Source organism: Fundicoccus sp. Sow4_H7, assembly GCF_052115865.1.
Lineage (GTDB): Bacteria > Bacillota > Bacilli > Lactobacillales > Aerococcaceae > Fundicoccus_A.
Genome location: NZ_JBQKME010000002.1, coordinates 18,073 through 36,600, shown reverse-complemented (window position 1 = coordinate 36,600; position 18,528 = coordinate 18,073). Strand labels below are relative to the sequence as shown.

Annotated in this window: 13 protein-coding genes; 11 read left to right on the top strand and 2 right to left on the bottom strand. The window is 35.4% G+C overall.

Features of this window, described 5'->3' with window-relative positions:
* The first annotated feature begins 56 nt into the window (after positions 1 to 56).
* The 10 genes from clpB to ACTQ54_RS02795 all read left to right on the top strand — a co-directional run bounded on the left by clpB (position 57) and on the right by ACTQ54_RS02795 (position 14,800).
* The gene (gene clpB, locus ACTQ54_RS02840; RefSeq protein WP_441754481.1) at positions 57 to 2,666 is read left to right on the top strand and encodes an ATP-dependent chaperone ClpB; all 2,610 of its coding nucleotides are present in this window, start codon (positions 57 to 59) and stop codon (positions 2,664 to 2,666) included.
* 125 nt (positions 2,667 to 2,791) lie between these two features.
* A complete protein-coding gene (locus tag ACTQ54_RS02835) occupies positions 2,792 to 3,772 on the top strand; it encodes an aldo/keto reductase (RefSeq protein ID WP_441754479.1) in 981 nt (326 codons plus the stop codon).
* A gap of 361 nt (positions 3,773 to 4,133) precedes the next feature.
* Positions 4,134 to 6,740: a hypothetical protein gene (locus ACTQ54_RS02830; protein WP_441754477.1), complete on the top strand. Its 2,607-nt coding sequence runs from the start codon at positions 4,134 to 4,136 to the stop codon at positions 6,738 to 6,740.
* On the top strand, positions 6,727 to 7,581 hold the full coding sequence (locus tag ACTQ54_RS02825; protein WP_441754475.1) for an ABC transporter ATP-binding protein: 855 nt from the start codon (positions 6,727 to 6,729) through the stop codon (positions 7,579 to 7,581). The genes ACTQ54_RS02830 and ACTQ54_RS02825 overlap by 14 nt, the downstream gene beginning before the upstream one ends.
* Before the next feature lie 125 nt (positions 7,582 to 7,706).
* Positions 7,707 to 8,696 carry a tRNA dihydrouridine synthase gene (locus tag ACTQ54_RS02820; RefSeq protein ID WP_441754473.1) on the top strand — a complete coding sequence of 330 codons (990 nt, stop codon included), beginning with the start codon at positions 7,707 to 7,709 and terminating at the stop codon, positions 8,694 to 8,696.
* 534 nt (positions 8,697 to 9,230) lie between these two features.
* On the top strand, positions 9,231 to 9,710 hold the full coding sequence (locus tag ACTQ54_RS02815) for a hypothetical protein (protein WP_441754471.1): 480 nt from the start codon (positions 9,231 to 9,233) through the stop codon (positions 9,708 to 9,710).
* Positions 9,711 to 10,022: 312 nt separating this feature from the next.
* Positions 10,023 to 10,718: a YitT family protein gene (locus ACTQ54_RS02810; RefSeq protein WP_441754469.1), complete on the top strand. Its 696-nt coding sequence runs from the start codon at positions 10,023 to 10,025 to the stop codon at positions 10,716 to 10,718.
* Positions 10,719 to 10,879: 161 nt separating this feature from the next.
* Positions 10,880 to 13,552, top strand: coding sequence for a DUF1002 domain-containing protein (locus ACTQ54_RS02805; protein WP_441754467.1), 2,673 nt, complete (start codon positions 10,880 to 10,882; stop codon positions 13,550 to 13,552).
* Between the two features lie 328 nt (positions 13,553 to 13,880).
* Positions 13,881 to 14,225 carry a hypothetical protein gene (locus ACTQ54_RS02800; RefSeq protein ID WP_441754465.1) on the top strand — a complete coding sequence of 115 codons (345 nt, stop codon included), beginning with the start codon at positions 13,881 to 13,883 and terminating at the stop codon, positions 14,223 to 14,225.
* The gene (locus tag ACTQ54_RS02795; RefSeq protein WP_441754463.1) at positions 14,225 to 14,800 is read left to right on the top strand and encodes a DNA-binding protein; all 576 of its coding nucleotides are present in this window, start codon (positions 14,225 to 14,227) and stop codon (positions 14,798 to 14,800) included. Before ACTQ54_RS02800 ends, ACTQ54_RS02795 begins: the two co-directional genes overlap by 1 nt.
* 36 nt (positions 14,801 to 14,836) lie before the next feature.
* Here the strand turns inward: ACTQ54_RS02795 and ACTQ54_RS02790 are convergent, their stop codons facing one another.
* Complete coding sequence (locus ACTQ54_RS02790; RefSeq protein ID WP_441754461.1) at positions 14,837 to 16,528, bottom strand: YfhO family protein; 1,692 nt, start codon at positions 16,526 to 16,528, stop codon at positions 14,837 to 14,839.
* A gap of 207 nt (positions 16,529 to 16,735) precedes the next feature.
* Here ACTQ54_RS02790 and nth point away from each other — a divergent pair, with 207 nt between their 5' ends.
* Positions 16,736 to 17,359, top strand: a complete 624-nt coding sequence (gene nth, locus ACTQ54_RS02785) for an endonuclease III (RefSeq protein WP_441754459.1) — start codon at positions 16,736 to 16,738, stop codon at positions 17,357 to 17,359.
* A gap of 136 nt (positions 17,360 to 17,495) precedes the next feature.
* Here the strand turns inward: nth and ACTQ54_RS02780 are convergent, their stop codons facing one another.
* Entirely contained in the window at positions 17,496 to 18,458 is a 963-nt protein-coding gene (locus ACTQ54_RS02780; protein ID WP_441754458.1) for a glutathione S-transferase family protein, read from the bottom strand.
* Between the last annotated feature and the right edge of the window lie 70 nt (positions 18,459 to 18,528).

The window sequence follows — 18,528 nt, the reverse complement described above, 5'->3', positions numbered from 1 at the left end:
TTGGTTAGATTTTATTGACCAATTTTGACTAAATGAAAATAAATAAAGGATGTGAAATGATGATTGAAAAAATGACTACAACGATGCAAGAAAGTTTAACTCAGGCACAGCAAGTTGCTATTACGCGTAAACATCAAATGATTGATATACCGCATCTATGGTTAATCTTTGTACAAGACAATCATTTTGCCCACCAACTGTATCAAGATTTAGATACGCCAATCGGTGAATTTAAACAATTGATTGAAAATGAAATTGATAAAATAGCAAGCGTGACTGGTACATCGGTTCAATATGGCCAGAATATAAGCCAACCTTTGAGCCAGCTATTTGCAGATGCCAATCAAATTGCTCAAACATTTCAAGATGAATATTTAGCAACAGAAACATTTTTGCTGGCTTTATATGAACAGACACAACACCCATTAACGAAGTTTTTGCTTTCTATTGGTGTGACAAAAGAAAAAATGCAAAATAGAATTGAACAACTGAGAGGAGGAGAACGTGTGACAAAACAAAATCAAGAAGAAACATATGAATCGTTAGAAAAATATGCCACTAATTTAAATAAAGCCGTGAAAGAAAACAAATTAGATCCCGTCATTGGTCGTGATGAAGAAATTCGCGACGTGATTCGAATTTTATCACGTAAAACTAAAAATAATCCCGTTCTAATTGGAGAACCTGGTGTAGGTAAAACGGCTATTATCGAAGGACTCGCTCATCGGATCGTTCGTAAAGATGTCCCTGAGAATTTAAAAGATAAAGAAATCTTTTCATTGGATATGGGTGCTTTAATTGCGGGAGCTAAATATCGTGGAGAATTTGAAGAACGTCTTAAAGCTGTTTTAAATGAAGTAACCAAATCCGAAGGACAAATTATTTTATTTATTGATGAAATTCATACGATTGTTGGGGCTGGGAAAACAGAAGGCTCCATGGATGCAGGTAATATCTTAAAACCAATGTTAGCACGGGGTGAATTGCACTGTATTGGTGCTACAACATTGGATGAATACCGTGAAAATATTGAAAAAGATAAGGCTTTAGAAAGACGTTTCCAACGGGTTATGGTAAAAGAACCAACAGTGGAAGATACGATTAGTATTTTGCGTGGCTTAAAAGAGCGTTACGAAATTCACCATGGCGTTAATATTCATGACAATGCTTTAGTAGCAGCTGCAACTCTATCTAATCGCTATATTACTGACCGTTTCTTACCAGACAAGGCAATCGATTTAGTGGATGAAGCCTGTGCGACCATTCGTGTAGAAATGAATTCTGTTCCGACTGAAATGGACCAAGTTAACCGTCGTCTAATGCAACTTGAAATTGAAGAAGCTGCTTTGAAAAAAGAAACAGATGACGCCAGTAAAAAACGACTTGAAATTTTACGAGAAGAATTAGCTGATTTAAGAGAAGAAGCGAATAATCTTAAAATGCGTTGGGAAATTGAAAAAGAAGCCATGAAGACCGTCTCTGATAAACGTCAAGAATTAGAACAAGCTAGACGCCAATTAGAGGAATCAGAATCAGAGTATGATTTAGAAAAAGCAGCGGAATTAAGACATGGCCGCATTCCAACATTAGAAAAAGAATTAAAAGCTCTCGAAAATGAAAATGAACTCAAAGATAACCAACGACTCACCCAAGAAAGTGTGACCGATGAAGACATTGCAAAAGTAGTCGGTCGTTTAACAGGTATTCCGGTTACTAAACTCGTTGAAGGTGAAAGAGAAAAATTATTGCGCTTAGATGAGATTTTACATCAACGCGTGATTGGACAAGAAGAAGCTGTTGAAAAAGTATCTGAAGCGGTTCTTCGTTCAAGAGCTGGCTTACAAAATCCAAATCGTCCGATTGGTTCATTCTTATTCTTAGGTCCAACAGGAGTAGGTAAAACCGAATTAGCAAAAACGTTAGCTGAAGCACTCTTTGATGATGAATCACATTTGATTCGTATCGATATGTCTGAATATATGGAAAAACATAATGTGTCTCGCTTAGTGGGTGCCCCTCCAGGATATATTGGTTATGAAGAAGGCGGACAGCTAACAGAAGCTGTCAGACGCAATCCCTATTCAATTATCTTATTAGACGAAATTGAAAAAGCCCACCCAGATGTCTTCAATATTTTATTACAAGTATTAGATGATGGTCGCTTAACTGACTCCAAAGGTCGCTTAGTTGACTTTAAAAATACAGTTTTAATTATGACAAGTAACATTGGATCCCATCTTCTTTTAGACGGCGTGGATGAATCAGGTAAAATTGCTGATGAAACAGCTAAGCAGGTTAGAGCGAACTTAAATGCGCACTTCAAACCTGAATTTTTAAACCGGATTGATGACATTGTCTTCTTTACACCGCTAAGCATGGATCATATGAGTAAAATTGTGTATAAAATGCTATCTAGCTTGGAAAATCGCCTAGCTTACCAAGAAATAGAATTAGACCTAGAGCCGGAAGCCGCTCAATGGTTAGCCGAAAATGGTTATGATCCTATTTACGGAGCACGCCCGTTAATGCGCTTTATCACACGTGAAATTGAAACTCCTCTAGCTAGAGGAATCATTAAAGGTGATATTACACCGCAATCCATCGTACATGTGAAACTCGTCGATGACCATATTGAATTCGAAACCCAACCCTTAAATGTCGAATAACCTCTAAATAAATATCACTGCCTTAGCAATAGATTTACTTTCAATCATCAGTTTGATATATTGAAGTAAGTCAGTTGCTAGGGCTTTTTCTATGGAATGAATTTGTTCTTTAAGGGGGAACTGTAATGAAGTATGTTAAGTTTGGTCGGACCGGCATGGATGTTTCACCCATCTGTTTAGGAGCGATGGGCTTTGGAGAACCTAATAGTGGATTTCATGAGTGGGTACTTGAAGAAGAAGAGAGTTTTAAAGTCATTAAGCATGCTTTAGGTTTAGGAATTAACTTTTTTGACACCGCTAATATTTATTCATATGGAGCAAGTGAACGAATTTTAGGGAAGGCCCTTAATCAATTTGCAAAGCGTGATGAAATTGTTGTGGCAACCAAGGCTTTTATGGGGATGAAAGATGGGCCAAATAGTCAAGGCTTGTCACGTAAAGCTTTAATGCATCAAGTGGATCAGAGTTTAGAACGCCTACAAATGGACTATATCGATTTATATATTATCCATCGCTGGGATTACAATACACCTATTGAAGAAACAATGGAAGCCTTACATGATATCGTTAAATCGGGTAAAGTCCGTTATATCGGAGCATCCTCCATGTATGCATGGCAATTTGCTAAAGCCCAACATGTGGCAGATAAAAATGGTTGGACTCAATTTGTTTCCATGCAAAATCATTTGAACTTGCTGTATCGCGAGGAAGAACGTGAAATGATGCCACTGTGTGATGACCAAATGATTGCTGTAACGCCATATAGTCCGTTAGCAGCAGGACGTTTAACCCGTGATTGGTCTGCAGAGACTAAACGATTTAATACGGATAAAACTGCAAAAGAAAAATATGACCGTACAAAAGAACAAGATCAATTAATTGTAAAACGTGTCGCCAAAATTGCCGATGAAATGGGCATCTTACGTTCTCAAGTTGCCTTAGCATGGCTATTGCAAAAAGAATCGGTCGTTGCCCCAATTATTGGTGCAACAAAAGAAAGTCATTTAAATGATGCAGTGGGAGCGATTGATATCGAATTAAGTAGCGAAGCCATCACTTATTTAGAAGAACTTTATGTTCCACACGAGGTTGTAGGAGCGATTTAAGAAGTTCGTAAATAGGAAGATTTAGAACGCGTGCGCCTTTAGAGTTAAAGGGAGCAGGCGTTTTTTGAATGGATTGATTCTTCAACCAATATAAACTTTTAAGTTCGTTGCCTCCACGAGTTAAGAAAGTTTAACTCGAATTCCAAATGAGTACATAAAAGTGCATTCGTTTCTCAAGCAAATTATTTATTATAAATTAAACATGAGCCTCTTATTTTTATGCCTTACTTATGATTTTTCTATGTATTTTCATAGAAATCTTATACGATTTTAATATAAATCGGAAAACGTCTGTCTTTTATTATATTCTATTAGTATAATTAATCTAATTAGAATAAAATTATAATAAAGGAGGAGTCTTGTGTTTCAACTCAAGTTTGAATTTAAGAAGTTCTCAGACCTAAAGGTTTGGTTATTTTTATTATTGGTACCGTTACTGGTTGTAGGCTCGCTTACGGCTTTTCATCAATTAAATCCTGAAAATAAGCGTTCACAAGAAATGCGAGTTGCAAATTCGTTACGGGCAGATTTTTCTTGGCGAATTAGTCAGAACTATTTTGATCGTCTATTAAATATTGAGGTTTACCAAGAAGAACTACCACCGACTGAAGAAGAATTACGTATTGATGAATTAATGAATGCAGGAGAAAGAGCTCGATTTATTTATAGTGCGGATTCTTATTATGAACGATGGGACACGGTTAACCAGGCTAAAAGGGATATTTGGGGAATTCTGATTGAATTGGATGAACTAGGACATCCTTCCGAGACGATCGACATGAATCATATACACGAAGAAAAAAGTCAGATTGATTGGTTAGTTGAAAATAATGTAGGAGTCTTAAATCCTAATCGAACGACCTTAAGTGCTTTTGTATTAAATAATAGTTTTGATATTTTATTTAGTCTACCAGTCCTTTTCTTACTTATTTTCTTTTTTGGTATCCCTTTACTAGAAGAAACCTTTACAAATCGCTTTTATTTTACGAAAGTTCAGCCAATTAAGCGGAGTAAGGTATTTATTAATAAATTTTTCTTTTTTGCATTCGTTTTATTGGTTTACATTGGTTCAGCAGTATTAGCTAGCTATTTATTACACTTACTATTTGATGATCTATCATTATCAACGCAACTTAGTTTTCCAATGGCTAAGCAATCCATTTTTGGCTTACATGAATTAACCTTAGGTCAGTTATTAGGTTTAAGAATTGTGCTGTTTGTCTTAATCACTTTTGTTGCCTTATTCCTAGTTTATATTATTTCTATTTTCTGGTCGAATATGTTAAACAATACTTTATTACTTGGTTTTCTTTCGATTATTGCATTAATAATCGTTCAAAGCAATCCAAATCTTTATCAATTATGGAATGTTTTTGCTTGGCTGGATACGCGATATTTTATCGAAATTCATTCTCCGACAATAATCACTATGTTGTTACTGATACCATTAGCCATTTGTTTCATTGCTGGGTATTTTGTCATTTACTTGCCAACTTGGTTTAGTCGTACACGAAGCAGTCGTCATTACAAAGGTATTCAAAAGTTAAATAAAGGCTTTTTAGTTAAACATGAATGGATTAGCTTCTTACGTGATAATACCTTTATTTATGCCATTAGTGGTTTAATTGTATTAACTGTTTATATGGGAACCGTAGCTTATCAGGAGCAACTGGTACGCCGTAATCAATTTATAGAAAAAACTGAAATGTTTGGAACAATTATTAATAATCAGTATGAAGATGCGCTGGAAAATGCGGCCTTATTAGAGATGGTCATTGATAATGTGTCTGAAGTTGAACAAAGAAGTTATCAAACTATGTTAGACAGCTATAACCAAATGTTTCCCCTATATGAAGAAACCTTGGCACAAGTCAATGAAGCGCTAGCAGGAAATTATGATGTTTGGTTAGAGAATGAAAAAGGTTTATTAGAATCAGACCGAGTATTTGTTACCAATCCTAATAATCAAGTCCAAGGGAGTTTTGTACACTCGACTACAATTCCGATGTCTAATCATATATTTGTTCCCAATGCTGTTATTAATGAAGCGATATTCCATTGGAAGGAAGACCATGATATCGGCTTTGTGTTGCCTGGAGGACCTTATAAAACGGAACTTTTACCTAAATATGAGCAGTCACCAAGAAGTGGTGAAGATGAGCCGCCACTGGGGATTAGTTTTAATAATTTCGAACAATATTTAAATGCACGTCAATTCGAACATAATGATTTAACGGGATTAAATTTAGCGGTTGATATTATTAATAAGCAAATGTATATATTTATTTGGATTATTGTCGCAGTCTTCTTTATGACAAATTATGTGAAAGAGTGGGATTATAATCGGACGATCCGTTTCATTAAAGTCCTACCTTTAAAAATGCAAACGGTATTTACACATAAAAATTATGCAAGTTTAACCATTTCAGTCGTCATTGTATTGCTAGCCTTTGTCTTAGTCTTCTTAACGGGAAGCTTACTCAACGGAGTGGGAAGTTGGAATTTTCCATATGTCCGTTATATTGCTAAAGTCATTGGAGATAAGGCGGGTTCCGATAGTCCTTATATTACTATACCATCACTTAAACAATATTTTATGATTGTTCCATTATGGAGATATTTATTAGAAGGGGTGGGGTTGATGATTGTCTTAACGTGGTTTATTAATCAATTAACGCATTTTATGTCACTCTTAATCAAGAAGCGTTGGATCATGTTAGCGGCTGCGGTCGTCATATTAGTTGGTGGTTATAGTTTGGTTACTATTTATCCTCAAGCTTGGATGCAATTTTTACCCTTTTATTATATAAATATCCCTGATATCCTCACTGGGACAACTGCTTTTACACAAAATTTTACTTGGCTAAATCCTTATATTGGAATTGGGCTCATTATCCTATATAGCCTTACTTTAGAGTTTCTAAACAAAATACTTGTTAGAAGGGATGAGAAACGTGATATACGTTAACCAATTAAATAAAAAGTACAAAGATAAAGTGATTCTCGATGACATTAGTTTTGATATAACAACCGGTGAAATTGTTGGTTTAATTGGCCCAAACGGGGTAGGGAAAACGACCCTATTATCGATTATGATGGGCTTGATTAAAGCGGATGCGGGTGAAGTAAGTATGGCAGACGTGGATAATCAAGACTTTAATATGTACCGGAAGATTGGTTTTATGCAAGATAATTCGGTTTTATATCCGCACCTAACGGGTTATGACCACTTAGCTTATATTGCGAATGCTCACAAATTAGATATATCAAAAGTTGAAGAGATTAGCCTGCTTGTAGGGAATCATCGCTATTTACATCAAAAAATTGAAGAGTATTCCCTAGGTATGAAGCAACATTTGTTATTTGCTTGTGCAATTATTCATCAGCCTGAAGTATTATTATTGGATGAGCCGTTTAATGGATTAGACCCAACCAGTTTAATTCGTATTCGTGATTTGATGATTAAGTTAAATCAAGAAAATAATGTAACGGTCATTCTGTCATCCCATAATTTAGATGAGATTGATCGGATGACAAAGAAAATTTTCTTCTTAAATCAAGGAAAAATCATCCATAAACAACTGCAAAATTTCGAAGAAGACCAATATGTCTTATCAGTTGATCGCTCGGTCAGCGTTGGTGCTAATCAACCGGGTATTCAACAAGTGAATCCAAAACAATTGCGAATTAAAGCAGGATTGTTAGAAGATGTCATGAAACATTTAAATAGTTTGGATGTCCATATCCAATCCATTGATCGTGAAACGGTCGGAAGTGAAAAGCTCTATCGTGAAATTTATGAAATATAAATATCGCTAAGATTTAATTCAAGAATAAGAATGTCTTTAAATAAGATATTCTTATTTTCATTTTAACGATAAATTTGGTACAATAAGATTTCTGTAAAGAATCAAGTATAAGAAGGGAATCGATCATGACAGAAGTGAAGAATTTTTGGCAAAATTTACCTAAGCCGTTTTTTGTATTAGCACCCATGGAAGATGTAACGGATGTGGTTTTCAGACATGTGATTAGCCAAGCTGGAAAGCCAGATGTCTTTTTCACAGAATTTACGAATAGCGAAAGTTATTGTCATCCTGATGGCATCGAAAGTGTTCGTGGTCGATTAACTTTCACAGAGGATGAACATCCTATTGTTGCTCATATTTGGGGTGATAAACCAGAATATTTCAGTCTGATGAGTCGTGGAATGGCTGACATGGGATTTGATGGAATTGACTTAAATATGGGTTGTCCTGCACCTAATGTTTTTAAACATGGTCGCGGTGCCGGTTTAATTCTACGTCCAGAAGTTGCCGCAGATTTAATTCATGCAGCTAAAGATGGTGGCTTGCCTGTCAGTGTTAAAACACGTTTAGGTCATCGCGACATCAATGAATGGCGGACATGGTTGCGACATTTATTTGAACAAGATATTGTTAATCTTTCCATTCATTTGCGTACAAAAGTAGAAATGAGTAAGGTGGATGCCCATTGGGACTTAATTTCTGAGATCAAAGAATTAAGAGATACGATTGCTCCTAATACGTTATTAACGATTAATGGGGATATCCCTAACCGTCAAGTAGGGATGGAACTAGTTGAAAAATATGGAATCGATGGTGTGATGATTGGGCGCGGAGTATTTCATAACCCCTTTGCTTTTGAAAAAGAAGGACGAGACCATGGACGAACCGAGTTATTAGACTTATTCCGTTTTCATTTAGATTTGTTTGATCAATATACCAAAACCGATCCTAACTTATTTAAACCCCTTCGTCGTTTCTTTAAGATTTATGTGCGTGAGTTTCGAGGAGCCAGTGATTTACGTTTACAACTAATGGAGACAGAGTCAACCAATCAAGTGCGAGAATTACTCCATGCGTTTGAAATGGCTTACCCACTTGAAAGTGATCATGAATAATAAATAAAAATCGTAAGTATCCGTTAAGAGAGATACTTACGATATTTGTTTGGCTTTTTATCCGTTAATTTGATAGTCGCTTAATTTATCCTTACTAACTTCAAATCCGTGCTGGCATACCGGACATTGGACAATATATTGTGATTTTATACTGAATAGCGGAACAAAAAACAAAGAAAAATTATGTCCTCATTTTTGGGCTTGGAAATTAACGACATTATGACAATTGGCACATTCTGCAGTAATGGAAGTCGATCCTAAGTCAGTTGCATATCCTTTCGTTCCCCATACAATCACGATTAACAGCTCCTTTAATCCCTTTTTAAATAAATCCCTTTGTTGATACCGTAAGTATAGCGAAAGTAAAAATCTGAAGCAATCAAAACGCGATGTAAATCATCTACTAAAAGGCCGAATATATCGTTAAATTATGATGTTGAGTATTTTAATTGTATACTATGAATGAGTGGTATGGATTATTTGTATTGCTCAACAAAAATTTGTCATGTCTTAAAAATTCTAGGAGGAATACAAATGGATGTTCAATTTTATAAAGATGAGCATGGTTTTTATCAACAAATAACTGAAATAATTCATGCGGACTTGGAAGTAGTATTTGAATATATTGCTACAAATAAGATATCTCAGTGGTTTCCTCAACTTTCATACCAACTAATTGATGATGTTGAAAAACTTGTTTTTGATATGGGAGAAGAAGGACCCAATGAAGTAATGGAAATTCTTGAAAAAAGACGGAATGAATTTATTAAATTAGAGTGGGGCGATGGTTATGTTCAATTTACACTGGAAGATCGTGAAAATGGGACATTAATCACTTTGGATGAATTTTTAACACCCTTATTCCCAAATATTGCTAACGACTTTACGGGCTGGTATTTCCAAATGACCAATATTCAACATATTAGTGAAACAGATGACCCAATCGAATTTGACTATGTTGAAATTAAAGAAATGGAAATTCACACTGCAGAAGCCTTAGCGGCTTTAAAATAAGGCTATACGTTCACACTAAATTGTGGTACAATATAGTAGTTGAATTTTAATTCGATGGTTACTGAGTTCATTGAACCTGTAGTTTTTATCTGATGTCTCTTATTCGATAAAGAGCCTTGCAAATACCTGATGTGGTGTTTATGGAGGCTAAAAAGAATAATAGCAAGCTCAGAGTTTTTATAAGAAAAAATCAGCAAACAAAAAAGCATCAACTACCATCATAAGATTGCAAAGTACGAGGGTTTCCTACGACCGCAGTCTTTTTTGCGTTGTAGAGAACTCCTTGTCGAAATGATGAATAGGAGTGAAATTGTGCTAAGCAAGTTGCTGAGCAAGATAAAGCAGTCAAGAAAAGAGTTATTTGTTATTGCTTTGGGATGTTTAATTATGGCGTTTGGTCTCGTAAATGTTCATGGTCCTTCTAAAATAACGGAAGGTGGCGTCATTGGCTTAGTCTTATTTTCAAATAAGGTTTTAGGCCTTGATCCGTCTATCATGAGTCTTATATTCGATTTAGTCTGTTATGCTTTAGCGTTTTCTATATTAGGTTGGCCGTTTTTAAAGAAGGCAATTATCGCTTCTAGTTTCTTTGCTATTTTTTATAAGTTCTTTCTTTGGACAGGTCCAATTATCATGAGTCTATACGATTATCCACTGATAGCAGCTGTTGTAGGTGGGATATTTATTGGTGTAGGCTGTGGATTAGTTGTAACGCAAGGTGGAGCAGCAGGTGGCGATGATGCTTTGGCTTTAGCTATTTCAAAAAATCTGAAATGTTCTGTTGCCAAAGCTTACTTACTAACCGATGGCGCTGTTTTACTGTTATCATTAATTTATATCGCGCCAAGTCGTTTAGTTTTTTCATTTATTACAACACTCGTATCTTCTTTCCTAATTGGGCAAATAGAATTGAGAATTATCCGCTCTGAAAAAGCTACGCAAGCAGTTGAGGCGGTTAAATCTATGAAACCTATGGCACCAATGAAGCAAAATGTTAGTAATATTTAAAGCAATATCATAGAGCATTTGTAAGCAGTTCACTAATCGTGGACTGTTTTTTTGTTTTTTTAAGAAAATTCAAACTTTATTCACAGCAAATCAATACCTTAGTTCATATATATTTGCTACACTTGTTTTATAAGTAAATATTTCGAGAGGGGTTTACTGACGTGACCAAAAAGATATTTGTTAGAATAGCTGTTGGATCCTTATTATTTTCAACGATTAGTTATCCTGTTATCATGAATGTCCCGCATGCACTTGCGGTTACGAATGAACAAACAACGATTCAAAGAGAAGGTAAGATGTCCTTAGGAGCAAGTTTAAACGCTGAACAAGCAACCATGACTCAACAACTTTTGGGAGCCAAAGATATCACTGCAGAAAATACCATTAGAGTGGATGGCAATATGGTGAATCATTATTTAAATGATGGTTCGGATGCAAATACTGGTGTATTTTCAAGTGCTTATATTCAACCACAAGCAGAAGGTTTTGGTGTGAGAGTTCAAATCGTTACACCACAAAATATCACATTAGTGTCTGCTACGACTTATCAAAACGCTGCAATAACAGCGGGTGCTAAAGATGTTCTCTTACGTATCGCAACCGTTACGGAAGTTACGGGTGAAGGTGCGCTTGCGGGTGTCTATGCTTTATTAGAAGAGTCAGGTACTGCTTTACAAGCAAAAGATATTCAAGTTGCGAATAAAGAAATTAAAATCATCGATTCGATTAAAAATAATACTGCAATTAGTGATTATTCGACGAATCAATTTATCACCGACGTTAAAATAAATATCATTAATCAAATCAATCAAAATGTTGAAATTAATGAACAAGAACTTAACTTGATTATTATTAATCAATTGCAAGAACACCAAATTGATGCGAGTGTCAGCAATGAATTATTAACAGAATTGATGGATTTCGCCCGTGATTTTTCACAAACGGAAGCTGCACAAAATGAAGATACGATTAAACAGTTAGAATTAAGTGTGGTTGGAAGTAATTGGCCTGAAATTCTAGCATCACAAGAAGGTAGTTTTACAGTCGAAGATGCACTCAATTTGGAAAAACCAGATTACTCTGATACAAATATCTACCATCCTATCATTCAAGCACTCTTGGATGAAACCTATGCATTGATGCAAAAAGATGGTGACTTACATAATATTTATTCACATACCTTTATTGTTGAAACCTTAATGCCACAGCTATCACAAGCTGAATTAGAAGGCTTGAATTATATTCGGACCTTAATTTACCAGCTGACAGCTCATTCAGATGCGAAACGTCAAGAGGCAGCCAGTCAACAGAGTGCAGACAAGGCAAGCTATAAGAGTTATCTCACCTACTATTTAAATCAAGCTGCCCAAATTCAACAAGAACCAAGTTTTAATGAGATAATTCAACGCATTTCTGCTGCTACAGGTTTAGCCTCTGAGGCTTATTCGATTGCGGATGTAATTCAAGATGGTCGCATCGTAACGGTTAATTTTATTGAAAGTTGGCTTGTTCCAGAAACCTTAATAGGAAGTTACCAAATTAACTTAGATACCCTTGAAGTGACGGATTTAGCGACGCAAGAAATTTTACCTTTAGTCTATAATTTTGAAGAACACTATGGTGTTGCGGTTGAAAATTACGCCATCGAAGCACCTATTCCTGAAGAATACACTGTACCAACATCTGAAAGTTTGGAAGCTTATGAAGTTCCAATCATCATCGATGAAAATTCTGATGTCACAACCGTTGAGGAAGAACCATCCGAACAGCCTGAAACAGTTATTGAAGAAGAAGCGTCTGCGGAGACAATAGAAGAAAGTGTTGAAGAGCCAGTTGAAGAGCTTCCGTCAGAAGAGTCAATTGAAGATGTTCCGTCGGAATCAGAAGTAGTGGAAGAATCGACTGAAGAGAGTATTGAAGAAGAAAGTCTAGTAGAAGAAACTGTTGAGGAAGAAGTTATTACAGATGAATCAACTGAAGAAATAATTGAAGAAACCGTAGAAGAATCGATAGAAGAGTCAGTGGAAGAAACCGTCGAAGAAGAAACTGAAATAGCCATTGTTTTACCTGATTTCTACCAATCTTGGTCAGATATTCTAAATGGAATGACAACAGAAGCTGTTGTAGATAATGAAACCATTTTATCCAGCAACTGGGGCGATTACTCAGATACACAAGTATACCATCCGGTCATTCAAGCTATGTACAATCGTTTCTTTGAAAAAGTCAGTTTAAATGACTTAACGCAAGACTTACTATCACACACTTTTGTTTTAGAAGAGATGCAAGCAAACTTATCTCCAGATGAAAAAGCTGCTATTAATCAACTGCGTTGGTTGAACTTCCAATATGAACTCAATACATGGGAAGCAAGTCGTCAACCAGCATTTGAACAAGGAATGTCAAATCTAAGAGATGAGTCACTTCGCCGCATAAACCATTATCAAGAAGCGAAAAGTGATGCTAATGTTAGAGAAATCATCAGTTTAATTAGTCGTACAACTGGTGTAAATCCGCAAGCATATGCAGTTGAATATGGTGTAAATGAAATGAATCCAAGTTATTTTGATTTATTCTATTGGATCGACAATATGCCTGCTGGTGAACTTCCATCATTTACTTATGATTATCTCAATGAATTTGTGGGTTACCGTCCAATAGGTGTTGATGCTGAAGGCAATCTCTTTTCAGTTGAACCGATTGAACCCTTTAGTTTTGCGAGTATTTATGGTGTAGAAGTAATGGATGAATACCAAGCTAGTCAGCCAATCGAGTACCCAATAGAGTTACAAGAGATGCTACAAGAAGAAACAACGGAAGAAGTTGTTGAGTAGTATTTCCCTTAAGGATTTAGTTAAATCATTTTGATGATGGCTAAATCCTTTTTTTTGTACAATTTATAGTAGGTTGGTTAGAATGTTAGTAAGATAATCGCTTAGTAAAATTTTGAAATTGAAGGTGAGACCAATGCAAACTTATTTTGAGGTTAAAAGAAGTAAGGCTCGGCAACTGTTAATGATATTTATTGGAGCTTTTTTCATTGTGTTTGGTTTAGTTTAAGCTGGCATTATTAATCCTTTTCTTTTGATACTGGGGGATAAGGTTCCGCCAGCTATGCTTAATCAAACTTACCACTTTAGTTTTTTCTCGCTAGGAGGTATTTTGTTTGCCCTATTGGGACTGGCTCTTGTGCTTAATAGTCTTTACAGGATGTTCATTCGACCGGTTATTTTGACAGCAAGTAAAAACTACATCGATTTTGCCAATGAGAGTTATGTTGTTAACAATATCGACCGATTTGAAATTGTATCTTATTTTTCATCTGGCAGAGGGTCTGAAATTAAGCGGTATTTGAATGAATATCTGGTTATATATGGGCGAGAAGGTACCAAGACCATTGATATTCGCCACAAAAATATTAAAACTCAACAACTCATTGAATTATTAAAACAATATTATCCAAACATTTTAATAAATACCGCCAGTTCAATTAAAGGAGAATCATAATGACTGAATTACCAAAAATTGGCAAAGCTGCTACCCAAGCTTTAAATTTTATCGGAATCCATCACTTGGAAGCTATTAGTAAAATTGACAAAGTGAATTTAATGAAATTACATGGAGTGGGTCCTAAGGCAATTAAAAATCTCCAAAAAGCTTTAGATGACATTGATTTGAACTTTGCTGATCCAGTTGAACTACCTTTTAATTCACCCTTTGCAATTTTAGGTAGCTTGGGCTGTGACAATGCACCTAAAAGAAGACAAATACGCGACTTTATTATTAGCCGAACATTAAGTGATTTAGTAGGAATGCAGGAAGAAGTTATTGAACAGGCAGAATTTGAGTATCTAAGCGATCGAAGCTATAGCTTAGAAGAGTTAATCGATCACATCAACTTCAAGCCGGCTGAAATTTTTTCACTACAGCTTGAAATGCTTTTAAGTCACGGTAAGGAAGGTTCAGCTTTATCTATTATAAGTTTGAAAAACGGTCAACAAATTTGGCAGGCAGATTTTTTTGAATTTAGTAGCCATAGTAAAAGCGCTAAAATAAAATCCGTTCAAACTTTACTGAAATAGAGTAAGGTTTGGACGGTTTTATTTATTTGTTTGAATTTATTTGAAGTTTAAAATGCCATAGACAATGACTAGCAGCCAAGTTACTATGCTAAGCATTAAGCTTATTCGTTGTATACTGGTACCGACATATTTTACTTTGACTTGGTGTCGGCCTTGTGGAATTGAGATGGCTAATAGTCCTTGTTCTTGCTTGATTTCTATCGGGTCATTGTCTAACAATACCTCATAACCAACATAAGTAAGATTAGGCAAAAGAACTGTTTCTTGATTAGATTCAGATTCAAAAGTCCATTCTGTCATTTTATAAGATTGATTTGCGAGTTGATGCGTAACTGTTTGGTTATGAATGGGTAAAGCTTCTTTATTATCACGTAAACTTTGGTAGTCAGCTTCAACTGGAATATATTCTCGGCCGCCACCAACCGATGATAAGAAATAATCGCTATAACTATCATTTGTGATGAGGTTGATATCATTTTGATTAAATTGATGGATAATATTCCCGCTATAAGAAACAGAAATAATGGCGATTAATGTTGTTATGTTTATCACAAGGTATTTATTTGAATTGGCTTCACTCAGCTTATAGGCGGCTAGTAAACTGGCTGAAAAAGTTAATAGTGTTAACCACCGCCATGGGAATTGGATCATTCCAAAAATCGTTTGACGTATGATGGACCATGGAAACAGATTGGTGGAAACAACCATCAGCAAAAGATTAATGATCAGTAAATTTTGAATCTTTTTACTTTGGCTTTTATATTGAAAAAATACCAACATAATAATCATCAATAAAAAAGTACCAATATTAGGAGCTAAATTTTCCCAAACAGCAGCGGAATTATGTAGGGAATCAACGACTAATTCACCCATCGAATAATTAAGGGCATCTGCCCAAATACCATTAGCCTGACTAAAATTGAAATCAATTGAAAATGTTTGTTCAATCATCGGTAGCAGTGTAAAGGCACACATCAAGAAAGCTAAGAGTGCTGCCTTGGCAATGGACAATATGTGTGTCAATGTAAGTTTATTTTTTATGAATAGATATATGACGAATAACGATAAGAAAATAGCTACAATAAAAGTTGTAATTAAATGCGAGTAAAATAGTGATGACATCCCAATCGCAAGTAAAATCCCATTTTTTGTTTTATTCTTGAGTATAGCATCCATCCCCCAAAAAACTAAGGGGAGGAAAATAAAAGCTAAAGTTTCTCCCAAAGCTCCACGAATAAACTGATCCATTAGGCGGTAGGTTGCTGTGGAATAAATAATGGCGAAAAGAAAAGACGTTTTGTTTTCATGATTTATTTTCTTGACTGCTAGAAAAGAAACTCCGAAAGTAGCGATACTGATAAGTAAATGGTAAAGATAAAAGCTGTTAATGTAGGAAAAGCCAAGTTGACGCAGGCCGACATAGGGTAATAACAAGATAGACGGGTAAAATAAGTCTGCGGCATAGCCATATCCATTAGCCATTTCTGGAAAAATCTTTGGAAAGAAGTCGCCGTGTTGAACCGCTGTTACATAATTTTCAAGCCGTAGGCGATGAAATGCAAAATCATCTTGAAGATAAATACCATCCAGACTAAAAAAAGGGATAAAAATTAATACATGAATCAATATGCCAATAAAAATATAAATAAATAACTGGTTTTTATTTAAAAACTTAAGTAGATTTGAATCACTGGTATCCAATTCAACGTTTATTGTATCGTTTGTCATCTGTAAACCCTCCAACCATTGACATAAAATCTATGATTGATTATAACATTAAATAATCAAATTAATTAAATGATACCATTTTAATAAGCGTAAATAAATTTTTACCCCAAAGTATTCCCACTAGCATCACTTGCATGTGTTATTTATTTAACTTACAATAAATATTCATGGGAAAGATGGATTATTATGGAAGAGGAGGGATATCTCATGATGACGAGTAAGAAAATGATTTATGCACTCGATCAAATGGCTGAGCTGTTTCCAAATGCTGAATCGGAACTGGATTATCGTAATCCGTTTGAACTTTTAATTGCTGTGATGTTAAGTGCTCAAACAACAGATAGAGCAGTCAATAAAATTACCCCTGCTTTGTTTGAAAAGTATCCAGATCCAAAGGCACTAAGTGAGTCTTCTCCTGAAGAAATAGAACCATTTATTAAAACGATTGGTTTATATCGGAATAAAGCGAAATATGTTTATCAAACAGCTGTAAAATTGGTCGAAGAATTTGATGGACAAGTCCCGGATAATCGAAAGGATTTAGAGTCATTACCAGGAGTAGGTAGAAAAAGTGCCAATGTTGTTTTGAGTGTTGCATTTAATGAGCCAGCGATTGCTGTCGATACCCATGTGTCTCGGGTAAGTAAACGATTAGGAGTAGTGTCGGATGATGCGACGCCACGACAAGTTGAAAATGCCTTAATGAAATTAATTCCTAAAGAGCGTTGGAGTGAAGCTCATCAATTATTAGTCTTATTTGGACGTTATTACTGTACCGCACGGAATCCTAAATGTAGTGAGTATTTGCATTTTGATGATTTTGAAGAATAAAGAGAACGATAAATGACGTTTATGAATGAAATACTACAAAAAAACAGGAATCACTATCTCGAAAATGAAATAGTGATTTCTGTTTATTAGATAGCATAAAGATTTTGTTTAGATTCTTTTCATAGTGATATTTATTTTAGTTGTCTAGTGACCAATCAATTTCAGGGCCTTTTGGTACAATACCGTTAGGATTAATGGTCGAATGGCTGGCGTAATAATGTGTTTGAATATGGTCAAAATTAACCGTTTCTTTAACTCCTGGATAATGGTAAAGTTCACGCGTATACCGCCATAAGTTAGGATAATCTACTATTTGTTTTTTGTTACATTTGAAATGTCCGAAGTAGACTGGGTCAAAGCGTACCAGTGTCGTAAAGAGACGCCAATCAGCTTCTGTAATTTGGTCGCTTACTAAATATTTTTGCTTGCCTAATAATGCCTCCAGTTCATCTAAAGTATTGAACAGATTATCAAAGTTTTCCTCATAAACAGATTGTTCTGTCGCAAAACCAGTCTTATAAACCCCATTGTTAACATTGTCATATACTTTATCATTAATGGCATCAATTTCATCTAGTAAGGCTTCGGGAGAAAAGTCTCCTTCTTTTGCTCCTACTTCGACAAAGGCTGAATTAAACATCCGTAAAATTTCTGATGATTCATTATTAACAATGGTGTTTTGTTTTTTGTCCCACAAAACTGGAACAGTTACGCGACCTGAATAGTTTGGATCGGCTGCTAAATAGACTTGATATAAATAATCTGCATGGTTGACAGAGTCTTCAACAACACCATCCATTGGTTCAAATGTCCAGCCGTTTTCTAACATAATAGGATTAACGACTGAAACTGAAATAATATCTTCTAAGCCTTTAACATGACGCATAATTAATGTCCTGTGTGCCCATGGACAGGCGTAGGAAACATAGAGGTGATAACGACCTGCTTCTGCTTTAAATCCACCTTCTCCGCTGATACCTGGACTCCCATCAGGTGTTATCCAATTGCGAAATTGTGAGTCTTTGCGAACAAAACGTCCACCGGTTGATTTGGTATCATACCATTGTTCTTTCCATTCTCCATTGACTAAAAGCCCCATAAAATCTTCCTTTCTATTATTTATTACAACTTTAGTATACAAGTGTTTTATAATTGGTGCAAAACAATGG

Excerpts from the sequence above, each read along its gene's own strand:
- clpB (WP_441754481.1), top strand. The coding sequence starts at position 57 with ATGATGATTGAAAAAATGACTACAACGATGCAAGAAAGTTTAACTCAG.
- ACTQ54_RS02835 (WP_441754479.1), top strand. The coding sequence starts at position 2,792 with ATGAAGTATGTTAAGTTTGGTCGGACCGGCATGGATGTTTCACCCATC.
- ACTQ54_RS02820 (WP_441754473.1), top strand. The coding sequence starts at position 7,707 with ATGACAGAAGTGAAGAATTTTTGGCAAAATTTACCTAAGCCGTTTTTT.
- ACTQ54_RS02815 (WP_441754471.1), top strand. The coding sequence starts at position 9,231 with ATGGATGTTCAATTTTATAAAGATGAGCATGGTTTTTATCAACAAATA.
- ACTQ54_RS02795 (WP_441754463.1), top strand. The coding sequence starts at position 14,225 with ATGACTGAATTACCAAAAATTGGCAAAGCTGCTACCCAAGCTTTAAAT.
- ACTQ54_RS02790 (WP_441754461.1), bottom strand. The coding sequence starts at position 16,528 with ATGACAAACGATACAATAAACGTTGAATTGGATACCAGTGATTCAAAT.
- nth (WP_441754459.1), top strand. The coding sequence starts at position 16,736 with ATGATGACGAGTAAGAAAATGATTTATGCACTCGATCAAATGGCTGAG.
- ACTQ54_RS02780 (WP_441754458.1), bottom strand. The coding sequence starts at position 18,458 with ATGGGGCTTTTAGTCAATGGAGAATGGAAAGAACAATGGTATGATACC.